This is a genomic window from Pandoraea sp. NPDC087047 (assembly GCF_044745225.1).
GTDB lineage: Bacteria > Pseudomonadota > Gammaproteobacteria > Burkholderiales > Burkholderiaceae > Pandoraea.
The window spans coordinates 1-12,616 of the sequence record NZ_JBIUZU010000022.1; the positions used below are offsets into that span (position 1 = coordinate 1).

At 64.0% G+C, this 12,616-nt stretch carries 7 protein-coding genes; 6 read left to right on the forward strand and 1 reads right to left on the reverse strand.

Annotated features, from left to right (window positions below):
- The first annotated feature begins 252 nt into the window (after positions 1-252).
- From ACIPHM_RS24330 to ACIPHM_RS24340, 3 genes are all read left to right on the forward strand, one after another.
- A complete protein-coding gene (locus ACIPHM_RS24330) occupies positions 253-1,200 on the forward strand; it encodes an NAD(P)H-dependent flavin oxidoreductase (RefSeq protein WP_400334194.1) in 948 nt (315 codons plus the stop codon).
- Positions 1,201-1,658: 458 nt separating this feature from the next.
- Positions 1,659-3,563, forward strand: coding sequence for a hypothetical protein (locus ACIPHM_RS24335; protein WP_400334197.1), 1,905 nt, complete (start codon positions 1,659-1,661; stop codon positions 3,561-3,563).
- Between the two features lie 401 nt (positions 3,564-3,964).
- Entirely contained in the window at positions 3,965-5,944 is a 1,980-nt protein-coding gene (locus ACIPHM_RS24340; RefSeq protein ID WP_400334200.1) for a hypothetical protein, read from the forward strand.
- Between the two features lie 49 nt (positions 5,945-5,993).
- On the opposite strand, the gene ACIPHM_RS24345 is transcribed toward ACIPHM_RS24340, so the two are convergent.
- Positions 5,994-6,167, reverse strand: coding sequence for a hypothetical protein (locus ACIPHM_RS24345; protein WP_400334202.1), 174 nt, complete (start codon positions 6,165-6,167; stop codon positions 5,994-5,996).
- A 229-nt stretch (positions 6,168-6,396) separates the two neighbouring features.
- On the opposite strand from ACIPHM_RS24345, the gene ACIPHM_RS24350 reads away from it, so the two are divergent.
- From ACIPHM_RS24350 to ACIPHM_RS24360, 3 genes are all read left to right on the forward strand, one after another.
- Positions 6,397-8,304, forward strand: coding sequence for a hypothetical protein (locus tag ACIPHM_RS24350; RefSeq protein ID WP_400334205.1), 1,908 nt, complete (start codon positions 6,397-6,399; stop codon positions 8,302-8,304).
- Positions 8,305-8,555: 251 nt separating this feature from the next.
- The gene (locus ACIPHM_RS24355; RefSeq protein ID WP_400334208.1) at positions 8,556-10,529 is read left to right on the forward strand and encodes a hypothetical protein; all 1,974 of its coding nucleotides are present in this window, start codon (positions 8,556-8,558) and stop codon (positions 10,527-10,529) included.
- Complete coding sequence (locus tag ACIPHM_RS24360) at positions 10,520-12,574, forward strand: hypothetical protein (protein ID WP_400334210.1); 2,055 nt, start codon at positions 10,520-10,522, stop codon at positions 12,572-12,574. Before ACIPHM_RS24355 ends, ACIPHM_RS24360 begins: the two co-directional genes overlap by 10 nt.
- The last annotated feature ends 42 nt before the right edge of the window (positions 12,575-12,616 follow it).

A 12,616-nucleotide genomic window follows, 5' to 3' on the forward strand; every position in this document is an offset into this window, starting at 1 on the left:
GCTGCGACGTCCTTTTTGCCATGCTGCGCGACGGCACTTTTTATCAACCCAAAACTGCCACCAGTGCTTGACGAACTACATAGGGGCACCCCCCCGGAATCGAAGCTTTCTTCGAGTGCCCGCTCACCGGGCGACGGACGAATCCCCCTATAATCGAACGATCGTTCGCGAAAATCCGCCGCGGCAGGTGTCTGTCAATTGCGCGTCGACGCAAGGATGCTGCCGATCGAACGTCCTGCTCAAGGAGACTTCATGGCCCTTCCCAAGATTCTGCAAAACCTGGCGCTGCCCGTGGTGGCCTCGCCGATGTTCATTGTGAGTTACCCGGAGCTGGTGCTCGCGCAGTGCAAGGCCGGTATCGTCGGTTCTTTCCCCGCGCTCAACGCACGCGAGCCACAGATTCTCGATGACTGGCTCTCGCGCATCACGGAAGCGCTCGCGTCGTACAAGGCGGCGAATCCGGACGCGGTCGTCGGCCCGCTCGCCGTCAACCAGATCGTGCATCAGTCGAATCAGCGTCTCGAGCATGACGTGCGCGTGTGTGTGGAGCATCGCGTGCCGATCTTCATCACCAGCCTGCGCGCGCCGCCCCGGGAGGTGCTCGACGCGGTGCACAGCTACGGCGGCATCGTGCTGCACGACGTGATCAACCTGCGTCACGCGAACAAGGCGCTCGAAGCCGGTGTGGACGGGCTGATTCTCGTGGCGGCGGGCGCAGGCGGTCACGCGGGCACGCTCTCGCCGTTCGCGCTGGTGGGCGAAGTGCGCAAGATCTTCGACGGCCCCATCGTGCTCTCCGGCTCGATTGCCAACGGCGGCTCGATTCTTGCGGCGCAAGCCATGGGCGCCGATCTCGCCTACATCGGCACGCGCTTCATCGCATCGACGGAAGCCAACGCGAGCGACACCTACAAGCAGGCCATCGTCGAGGCGAGCGCCAACGACATCGTCTACACAAACCTGTTTACCGGCGTGTCGGGCAACTACATTCGCCAGAGCATTCTGAACGCGGGCCTCGATCCCGAAAACCTGCCGACGGCCGACAAGACCGCCATGAACTTCGCCAAGGCGAAAGCGTGGAAGGACATCTGGGGGGCCGGTCAGGGCGTGGGATTGATGGATGACGTGCGCCCTGCGGCCGAGATCGTTGCGCGCCTGAAGCAGGAGTACGACGACACGCGTCGACGGCTGGCGGGCTGACTCCCCATATCTGCGTCGTCACGCACGATTCACGACGCTCAACATCACGAAATCGACAACGCACCCCGCCGAAGCACAAGCCCGGCGGGTGCCCGGCATGCCATCGTCTCCTGGGCTGCCGCAAATGCACGCTGCGCTGACAATGCGTGCCACGGCGGCCTCTTCTTCCAGAGGAGCCGTTCATGCCAATTGCTTCGCACCATCGCGCCATCAGTCTCTCGCCGTGTTACGGACTGCCTCATGTGGCGCATATGCCTCATGCGCCCCACGATCCCCGCAATCCCCGCAATCCCCGCAATCCCCGCAATCCGCCGCATGCCTCCGAGGGCTTGCTCCGTGCATTTCATGGGGTACGTCCCGTGCGACCCGAGCCCCTGCCATTTCCCCCGCTGCATCGTGAGCGCGCAGGCGCCGGCCGGCCGTCGGCCGGCACCGTATGGCCCACCGCGCTCGCCATCATGCTGGTCGCCAATCTCGCCGCCCCCGCAGCGAGCATGATCCCAAGACGCGCGCGTCACCCGGATCTCGACAACGAAGCAGACACCGCCGTCACCACCCCATTGGGTCCGGAAACGCTGCCCGACGCCAACGCCCCGGCATCGTCCGCGTTCAATCACGTTGTCGTCAGGCCCGTAGCGCACTCACCAGTCAGGTCCGAATACACCTTCCACGAATTCCTGAAAGCGGTATCCACGGCGCGCGCGCCGTTTCGCTATCTGGGGGAGTCGATGGGCGACGCCTATGAGGTGCTCAGCGGTCAGACGGTCGATCCACACGTGCGTCTCGGCGTCCGGAAAGCAGGCGAAGCGCTGGATGTCGCGACAGAACAGCTGCCCTACGTCAGCCTGTTGCGGCTGCCGGGGAATCTGGCGGACATCGCCGAGGACGAAGTCGAAGGCAAAACCCCCGACGCCGAAGAAGTGGCCGGACTTCTGCAATATGGAGACCCGCGCAGCCTGGGATCGGCACAGCCGCTTGACGCCGATTCGCCCCCGGTCCGCTCGCCGGTAGCCTATCGACCCGTGGCGGAATCCTTACCCACACATCACGGTGACGCCTCGCACCCCGCACCGGACGCCGACAGCCTGTCCCGGGAAGCGCCAGGCGTCGTCGCACCCGATGCGCCAGACGGCGAGCGTGACGAAGGCAGCGACGGAATGCAAGCGCCGCCCGCGCCACCCGTGGCCGGAGCGAGCGCCCCCCTCCGCGCGAGCCAGTCTCACATCGTTGACGAAGATGAATATCTGCGCGGCTACGAACAATCATTGCCGGCGGATCAGCTCCCCGCCGGCGAGCCGTCGCGCCTCGTGCTCGTGAATGGACACCACTACCTGAAGGGTGACGCAGGCTACTACCGGGCGCAGCGCGGTCTCAGCGCCGACCATTGGCTTGTCGATGCGCCCCAAAGCAGCGACCGGCGGGCGCAAGTGCCGGTGACGTATGACGAGAGCACCGGAGAATGGCGCGCCCACGCGCCCTTGAAACTGTGCGGCGGCGGGTGTGGTTTGAGCAAGCACCGTTATCCGCCCGACAGCATCGTCAATAGCTTTGAAGATATTTCGAGTGCTATTGACCATATTCCCGACGACACCGCGCAAGAAGCGATTCAAGTTGCGTTTCTCACATTGGGGAAATTGCATTTGCGACGAACGAATCGCGCCGATCTGCAATCGCTTCGCGACAATTCGATCATCAACCACCGTGCTGCCCTGCGCGCTGTCATGGCAAGCCGAATCGATCCGAACTTGCCGCTGATAAAGCAGCAGTGCCTTGCGTCCGAGATCACGTCGATGTATTACGCGTGGAATACGGCGGCCGAGGCATTTTGTCAGGAAAACGCTGAAATTCTCTTCTTCAGCCTGCGCCAGAACGGCCTGTCGAGAAGTCAAATCCGCATGATCACGATCAAGCCGCACAACCGGCCCGCTCATGTGATGGTGCTTTACACCGATTCCAAACACCTGATCGAGCTGATGGACCGCTCAACGCCGAAGCAGCCGCAACTGCATCCGGACGGCATCAGTCACGAGTTCTTTCTGGGCGCCATCTACCTGACGCGCGATTCGACGGTACTGATGGATCCGTGGAGTCAAACGAAAGCCATCTCATTTACGAACGCAGCCAGCACATCGGACGTTGGCAGCATGATCAACCGGGCACTCATCGATATCGGACATCAGCCAGGACACCCCTACACCGTGTCCGTCACGCGCCCGCTCGGCACCTATCGAACCTCTCCGAGTTCGGTGAGTTCGGGGAGTTCGTCGGGAAATTTTGCGTCAGGCCCGCTCAATAGGGGCGGCAGCGTGTCATCGGGAGATACCGCGTCATCGGACGCGGGTGCCCCGGCGGCGTCGGGTTGATGCGCCGATGGGCGACGCGCGCCGCCAGCGGGCCGGCTGAGCGTTGACTCACGCACGTTCGGACTTGCGACCATCCGACAAACGATAACGGCAGTCGCCGAATCGCAAGCGCCCTCCGACAAGGCAATGGCAATCTCCTCCCCCGGGCAACGGCATCACAGACGGATCTGGATGCTCGTTGCCCGTCTTACGGAGGCCTTCCCATGTCGTATGTATCGCGTCACGCAGCGGTCCAGCCAGCCCCTTGTTACCAACTCGCCCCTACGGCAAACCGTCGTCGCGAACGCGAGACTTCAGCGCACGAATTCTCACGCAGATTTCACGGCTCGCACACTTCCCGCCGACATGTCGCCGACGTCGAAACCTCGCTGCGTCGTCGCAGCGACGTCAGTCGCGGACCTGTGTCCAACTGGTCCGCCGTGTTCGCCGTAGCGCTGGTCGCCAATCTCGCCGCGCCAGCGGTTTGCGCGGCGCCATCGCGGCCCTTCGCATCAGGCAGACGCGTCGGACGCGATCCCTCCTCGGACATCGCTGCGCCGCCCGCCGATGCGTCAAGTCACGTGCCCGATCAAGTCGACATCCAGCCCGTTCAACGGGCAGCCATCAAGACCGAGTATTCCTTTCCCGACGTGATGCGGGCACTGGCCTCGTCGAGCGCACCGTTTCGAAATCTGGGAAAAGTGGTCGGAGACACCCATGCCGCCGCCACCGGCGACAACATGGATCGCGACACGCTCAACACCATGCAACGTGCGGGGGAATTCCTGGACACGATCACGGCATTGGTCCCCGCGGTACAACGTATCCGCGTGCCGGGGTATGCCGCGGATGTCACCGCCAATGCCGTCGAAGGCAAAGTGCCGGGAGGCGAACGCGTCTCGCAAGTCCTGACATTCGCCGATCCGCGCGCGCTCGGGGCCGGGATACCCGTGCACCCCGGGAAGGCAGCGAATCTTCCAGTGCCGGCGCAACCGGCGCCCGATCCCGCCCCCGCACAAGAGCGCGCACCGGAAGGTGACGTCGGCGCGCGTCTCTCGGATGGCGGAGAGCCGGAGAAAGCGGCACCCCAGGCGGCAGTCGATGCGAGTCCCGTCGATGAAGTCGCGTCAGGCGACACGGGCGCGGGCGCGGACGCTGAGGGTCACGAAGACGAAGCCCCAGCCTCAGCCCCAGATCAGCCCAACGTGCCAAACGCGAACGCGAACGCGCCATCGTCAGCCGGCGCGCCGCGTATCGAAGGCGAGCGCGAGTACCTTCAGGGCTATGAGCAGCCACTGCCATCGGCGTCGCTCCCTGCCGAGCCGAATCGTCAGTTGGTCGTCGTCGGGGGTCAGCACTATCTGGCGGGAGAGGCGGGCTACTACCGTGTGACGCGCGAGCCGCAAACCGGCCGTTGGCTGGTCGACGCGCCACGCGGCACACGTGCGCAGGTGCCGGTGACATACAACGCTGAAACCGGCGAATGGCATGCTCACGCGCCGTTGCGGTTGTGTGGCGGCGGATGCGGCCCGAGCCGCGAGTCCACCCCGGACAGCGTGGCGTTGAGTCAGAACCAGGTGGCCGACGCGATCCGTCATATTCAGGACCGGGACGTGCGCGACGCCATTCAACTGGCCTACGGCGACCTGGCCAACCTGCATCTGCTACGCTCCAATCGCGAGGACCTTCGTCGACTGCGCGACAACTCGATCGTCGAGCACCGACGTATGCTGGTACCGCAATTGATGAGGCTCGATCCGTATTCGACGCTTTTCGAGCAACAGCGCGAAGCCGCCGAAATTACCGCGATCCACTACGACACCTATACGGACTTCGGCATCGACGACCTCAGTCCCGAAGCGTTCTGCCAGGAGAATGCGGAGATTCTCTTCCACTACCTTCTGACACGCGGTGTCCCGAGTCACCACATTCGAATGGTCACCGTGCGGCCGCAGGGCCGGCCGCCACACGTACTGGTGCTCTATACGGAATCGGATCAGTTCATCGACCTGCTCGATTTCTCGACGCCGCAACCGCCCGTCATCGGTCATGTCGACGGCATGAGCAGCGAGCGATTTACCGCGGCCTTGTTCCTGACACGCGACACCACCGTGCTGCTAGATCCATGGAGCAGAATCAAGGCCGTGTCGTTCAAGAACACCGATGCGATCGAAGAACTGATGAGCATGCTCGACGTGGCGCTCGCAGACGCGGGACATCGCCCGTCGGATCCGTTCACGGTGTCGCTCACCCGGCCGTATCCTGCCCCGCGAGATCGTTTGGCGGAGACGATGGCGAGCGTGTCGAGCTTGCGCAGTGCAGCGAGTTCGGCCAGCTCGGGCAGCTCGGGCAGTCAGTCAAGTGCGTCTACCGCCAATAACACGCCCGATAAAAGAGGATGATGCGTGGAGAGTGATGCGCGAAGGATGACGCATGAGAGTTCACAGCAACTTACATCGTCATCCAAAATAATAATTTCACAAAATCGACAGCTTTTCTGACCGATGCGCAAGCCTGCCTGACTGAGGCGGTGGCAGTCTTCTTCTCCCGGGCTACCGGAGCACGGCCGCGCAGTTTTTCGGCGCGTCGTGTGCCGGTAGTCCCCACATCGAGAGGATTCTTCATGCTGCACGCCTCAAATTACAGTGTCCAACGCCCTATGCCCCGCTACGGGCTTCCCTGCGCGCAGCAGCACCGGGAGGGGTCTCGCCTGGCACCGTACGGATTCACTCATACCTTTTGTCATGCCCGCTATGCGCGCGCCTGCGCGCCCCGTATCGACACACCGCAGCGTTCGCATCGCCGCACGGCAGCCGCCCCTGCGCAGCAGGTCTGGCCTGCTGCACTGGCCGTCATGCTCGTCGCGAATCTCGTCACGCCCACCGCCGGCAACCTTCCTCGCGCGCTGGCCTCCGATCCGCTCGGTGCCGACCTGCACTCGCCACGAGACGCCGCCCTCGGTCACGCCACGCGTGCCGTCAACGCAAGCGCAGCCGCTTTCGTGCCCGACGATGTCGACATTCGCCCCGTCGAGCGCCTCTACATCAAATCCGATTACACGATGACGGACCTGCTCAAGGCGGTCGCCACCGCGCGTGCACCGTTCGAGAACTTGGCAGACTCGCTCGGCGACGCCTACGCCGTGCTCAGCGAACAGGCGCCCGACCCTGTCGAGCGAGAACGACTTCGTCGCGGCGGCGAAGTGCTGGATCTCACGACGGGGCTGATTCCCGAAGTCAAAATGCTTCGCTTGCCCGGCCACATCGCGCAGATCGCCCTCAACCAGATCGAAGGCAAGTTGCTCCAACTGGGCGAGGCCTCGGACATGATGCAGTATCTCGATCCCAAAGCGATGGCGGGTGTCGCTCGGGTACCGAAAGCGCACCACACGGTCGAGGCAGTCGAGGTAATGCCCGCCCCGGTCGGTGCACGCTCGGCCCCCGCCCGCCTCGCGCCTGCCCCCCGCCACCCGGGCCGATCCCGCGATGAAGCCGCCGCGCCGCGCACCGGTGCCGCGCCGCCCGAGGTGCACGGCGCACCGGATGCATCGCAGGGGTCGGGAGGATCGGGCGCATTAATCGATGAATTAAGCGATGAATTAAGCGATGGCGGCGCAGCCTCGCAGCCTCGCATGTTCATCGAGGGAGAAAGTGAATACCTTGCCGGTTACGAGCAGCAAATTGCCCCAGACCGGTTGCCGTCCGGCGAACCCGGACGCTTCGCCGTCGTCGACGGTCATCACTTCATCGCAGGTGAGAACGGCTACTACCGCGTGAGCCGCGATCAGCGCGACGACATCTGGCTGGTCGACGCCCCGAACCGCGATCGCGCGCGCGTTCCATTGACGTTCGACCCGGCAAGCCGCCAATGGAAAGCACAGGCCCCGTTGCGGCTATGCGGCGGTGGCTGCCATCAGAGCCGGCACCTCGCCAAGTCGGACAGCATCGCCGAGCGATGGCCCGAAATTGCCTCGTCCATCGCACACCTCGCCGACGAAGACACGCAAAACACGATACGCGCGGCCTACGGCAATCTGGGCAGTCTGCGGCTGTTGCGGGGCAATCGTGACGACCTGCGCGGTGCGCGCGATTACTCGATCGTCGGTCATCGGGCGGCACTGCAACGAGCGATGCGCGGCATCGACCGGAATGCGCCACTGCTCCAGCAACAGCAACAGGTCGCGGCAACGACGGCGATGTACTACTCGTACAATCCGCTGGCGGAAGCCTTTTGCCAGGAGAATGCGGAAATTCTCTTTCATCTGCTGCTCGAAAGCGGCATACCGAAAGAGCGCCTGCGCATGATCTCCATTCACCCGCAAAACCGGCCGTCGCACGTCATGGTGCTGTACACCGAGTCGGAGCCGTTCATCAGAATGCTGCATCTCGCAACGCCGTCAGCTCAGATGCGCGGACGTCCCGACGGTATCGGCGATCGGATGTTCGCACGCGCGATCTTCCTCACGCGCGAATCGACGTTGCTGCTCGACCCGTGGGGCAAGACCAAGGCCACCGGGTTCTCGACGGCCGCGAGCGATCGCGATGTCCAGATCGCCCTCGACAGATTGCTCACCAATATCGGACGACGCGATCAGCGGCACTTTGCCGTGTCGATCACGCGTCCGTTCGCAACGCGCCCGCGCGGCATCAACAGTGTCAACAGCCCCACGGGAAGCGCCGTGAGCAGCGTCAGCGCGCTCGATCCGTCCGTCGAGCCTGACGACTTGTCGTCCTCGTCCGTCGGTTCGGACGCCGCCATATGAGCGATCGCCCCGCTACGGCACCCCCCCATCCCTCTTCGTCCTGCGTTCGCGGGCAAGCCATGCCTCTGTACCGACGTTCTTTCGGAGACGTTGTCATGCCGTATGCTTCTCACCGTCGCGCCATCGTCACGCTACCCCGCCATGGGCTGCCTTATGCCACCGCACGGCAGCCGGCGTGGCCGCGCGCCACTTCCGGTCTGGCACACACCTTTCGTCGCGCCCGCACGGCACATGCGACGTCAAAGCCTTGCATGCTCAACACGGCCCCCGAATCTCAGCCGACCCGGCAATCGCACGGGCTCTGGCCGGTCGCTTTCGCCGTTCTCCTGGTCGCGAATCTGGCCACACATGCGGGCAGCGCCGTTCCCAAACGTTCCATGAACCGGACTGGCGACGATGGCGACATGTCAGGCACGCATGCGGCCGGTGCCGGGGTTCCCAACGGCTCGAGTGGCGAATACGCGCTCGCGTTGCCCATGGGGCAACGGACTTCCGACGATGTCGCCATAGCGCCTGTCGCGCTCGGCCCCATCAAGTTGGAGTATTCGCTGACGGAATTTCTCGACGCCCTCGCATCGTCGAGAAATCCGTTCCGTCACACGGGCGACGCGCTGCTTCAAATGTACACACTGGTCACTGGCGAGGTCGTGCAGACACACACCCGCAAGTCGGTCGACCAGTGGACAGACGCACTGGATTTCGCCACCGGCCTGATACCGGATGTCGGGATGACGCGAATGCCGGGCGAGGCCGCCGGACTCGTGTTGGATCAGATCGAGGGACGACGGCCGGACAGCGAGCAGATTTTCGGCATGGCGCAGGGCTCCGTCCCGCGCAACTTCGGCAGCCAGGGTATCGTGCGCACGCGGCCGGATTTCTCTGAGGTGCGTCAGCCCATACGGCCCAAGGCGCCCGTCCGGGGGCAAGGCGGCGATGGGGTAGCGCCCGGACCCAACGCACTGGCCGAACCAGTATCGGATACGTCATCGGAGGCCAGGCCCCAGCCTGCCGGCACGGGACACGAACTTCACGCCGAACGCGTCGCCGACATCGAACCGCCTGTCGATGACGGCGGCGGTGTGCCGGAAGCAACGCACTTCGCCAATGCCGACGCACCCGCAGGGCCGGAGACACTGCGGATCGAAAATGAACACGAGCATCTGCAAGGTTACGAACAATCGCTGTCACCCGATCAGTTGCCGCCCGGCCCCCGACCTCGCCTGGTTTTCGTCGACGGATTTCGCTACCTCGCCGGCGAAGCCGGTTACTACCGGGCCACGCGCGGACATAGTCTCGACCACTGGATCATCTCCGCCCCGCGCGGCGCCAAACAACAAGCGCCGGTGCCCGTGCACTTCGACGCCGCCACCGGAAAATGGCACGCCGAAAAACCGCTGCGCATATGCGGCGGCGGGTGCGGACCGAGCCGCGAAGCGACACCCCACAGCATCTCAATGGATCGGGAGAAGGTGTGGGATGCCGTACGGCATCTGCCCGACGAGCGTATCCGCGAAGGCATTCGCTTTGCATTTAACGATCTGAGTTCGTTGCATCTGACACGCAGCAATCGCCCCGACCTGCACATGATGCGTGACAACTCTATCGTCGATCATCGGGCGTCATTGCGGGCGTCGATGAAACGTATCAAGCGCAATGCGCCGCTGCTCAAGCAGCAGATAGAAGCGTCTCTCGTCACCACGATGCATTACTACTGGAATCAACGTGCGGAAGCGTTTTGTCAGGAGAATTCGGAGATCCTTTTTCACTACCTGATCGCCAACGATATCCCGACTTCGCGAATCCGGATGATCACCGTCAAACCGAAAAACCGGCCGCCGCATGTGCTCGTGTTGTACACGGAATCGGAAAAACTCATCTCCATGCTCGAGTCGGCAACGCGGTGGCGTTGGTGGAGACGCTTGACGGCGCATTCGCGGATATCGGTCATTACCCCGGCAATGCTTACCAGGTGTCGATCACCCGTCCGCTCGGTGTTCGCAGGGGCAGCACCCTCAGTCTGGCCAGTGCCGGTAGTGGCACCAGTGGTGGCAGCAGCGGCGGTGGGGAGAGCAGCAGCAGCGGCACGGGAAGCAGCAGCGCAGGAAGCGTGGGAAATGCGGGCACCTCCGGCGCAGGCCCCATCGTTGCTGTTTGAACGCCGATCGACAGTCCTCGACGTCACGCCCCAACCCACGTCACCCTGGGAGATTCCGATATGTCTCTGACAGCACACCATCGCGCCCTTGGCGCTGCGCCATGTTATGGGGCGCCGCACGCAGCACCGCGCAAGAAGACGAACGCCACGTTCCCCGGCGCGTTTCGTCGCGCGCGTACCGCACGCGCCCAACGAGAAACCGTCAACGTCTCAGGCAAGCCGCGCAGCGTGCAGCACACCGCCTGGCCTGCGGCCTTCGCGCTCATGCTGGTCGCCAATCTGATCGCCCCGGCGACGGCTGCGCTACCGAGTCGGTTCAGACAGACGTGTCCGGACGATTGGGAGCCACATCGCGCCAACCCGCCATACGTTCGTCCCGCGCTGCCCGCGCAACCGTCGCCCGACGTGGTGGTGCGCGCTGTCGAGGCAAAACCGACGATCAAATCCGACTACACGCCGTTCGACGTATTCAAGGCGGTGGCGGCGGGGGCTTCGCCGTTCTCAAAGACGGGCGAGTCGATCATGGACGTCTACACCGTCGTCAGCGACAACGAAGTCGCGCCCGACGTTCGGCAAGCCGTGCGAAGCTGGACTGGGGCCGTCGACATCGTCACCGGTATGGTGCCCGACGTGCAGATGCTGCGCCTGCCGTCCGAGATGGTCGAAATGGCGGTCGACATGTACGACGGCAAGTCCCCTTCCTTCGATCGGATGAACGGCTTAATCCAGTTGGCTTCGCCGCGCGGGTCGCACGCTCATACGTCGCGAGACATGAGACCGGAGCGGCGCCCCGGGCGGATCGTCCACGCGCCGAATGTGCCTGCGCCAGCGTCCCCGTGGCCAGCGCACTCCCCGGCCAACGGCAAGAAATCGGCACCGAAGCAGAAATCACCGAAAGTGCCGCGGCCCATGCCGAAAGAAACACGCGCCGGAGGTGCCCGCACGCGCGTCGCGCTGCACGGCAACGAGATACTGGTGCGCCGCTTCCCGATTGAGGGCGAGGCGGAACACCTCACCGGTTATGCGCAAGTCCTGCCCCGCGATCGGCAACCCGCCGACAGGACTGCGCGTCTGGTTTTCGTAGGCGGTCAGCGCTACCTGCGCGGAGACGCCGGCTACTACCGCGCCACGCCGGGCCTGAGCGACGATCACTGGCTGATCGACGCCCCACGCAAGAACAAGGCGCAGGTGCCGGTGACCTACGATCCGATGACAGGCCAATGGCAAGCTCAACCGTCGCTGCGCCTGTGCGGCGGGGGGTGCGGCCCCAGCCGTCCGCTGACGATAGACAGCATCGCCGGGAGTTACGCGGACATCTCCGCCGCCACCCGGCACATTCCGGATAGAGCCGCCGCGGAGACGATTCAAAACGCCTTCGCCGACGTCAGCCGACTGAATCTGATCCGTTCCAACCGCGCCGACTTGCGGGCCATGCGGGACAATTCGATTGTGGATCACCGTGCCGCCCTGCGCACGGCGATGAAGGGTATCGACCGACGCCTGCCGTTGGCCAAACAACAACGTCTGGCCGCCGAGGTGACGGCAACTTATTACTACTCGCATCCGTTCGCAGAGGCCTTTTGCCAGGAGAACGCAGAGGTTCTGTTGCACTTCCTGCTTCAAGACGGGATCGACGTCGATCATCTCCGCATGATTACCGTCAAACCGAAAAACAAGCCACCGCACGTGATGGTGCTCTACACGGAGTCGCAAGCGCTCATCGAACTTCTCGACGTGTCCACACCGAACCCGCGGGTCGGTCTCCATCAGGACGGCATCACGGCGGCGCAGTTTGCGTGGGAGGCCTATATGACGCGGGAGACGACCTTACTACTCGACCCCTGGAGTCGAAGCAAGGCCATCTCTTTTATGGGGGCGCGCACGCCAAAGGGCGCCGCCGACATTCTCGACGCCGCGTTCGTGGACATCGGGCACACGAGCGGCAATCCGTGCACCCTTTCCGTCACCCGCCCGGTTGCGTCGCGCCGGCCCGTGCTGAGCAGCCAGAGCAGCGGTGGCAGTCTCGAGAGCGCCGCCAGTTTGGGCGCGACGTCCTGGACATCGATGCAATCGGGCTCGAGTCCGTCCGATAGTCCCGACCCGCGTCGCGCATGACTCTCCGGCGCCGTACCGTTCGCTGCCGCCCACCCCCCATCG

Bases quoted from the DNA above. Each gene is read 5' to 3' on its own strand.
- ACIPHM_RS24330 (WP_400334194.1), top strand. From the start codon at position 253: ATGGCCCTTCCCAAGATTCTGCAAAACCTGGCGCTGCCCGTGGTGGCC.
- ACIPHM_RS24335 (WP_400334197.1), top strand. From the start codon at position 1,659: ATGCTGGTCGCCAATCTCGCCGCCCCCGCAGCGAGCATGATCCCAAGA.
- ACIPHM_RS24345 (WP_400334202.1), bottom strand. From the start codon at position 6,167: ATGAAGAATCCTCTCGATGTGGGGACTACCGGCACACGACGCGCCGAA.
- ACIPHM_RS24350 (WP_400334205.1), top strand. From the start codon at position 6,397: ATGCTCGTCGCGAATCTCGTCACGCCCACCGCCGGCAACCTTCCTCGC.
- ACIPHM_RS24355 (WP_400334208.1), top strand. From the start codon at position 8,556: ATGCTCAACACGGCCCCCGAATCTCAGCCGACCCGGCAATCGCACGGG.
- ACIPHM_RS24360 (WP_400334210.1), top strand. From the start codon at position 10,520: ATGTCTCTGACAGCACACCATCGCGCCCTTGGCGCTGCGCCATGTTAT.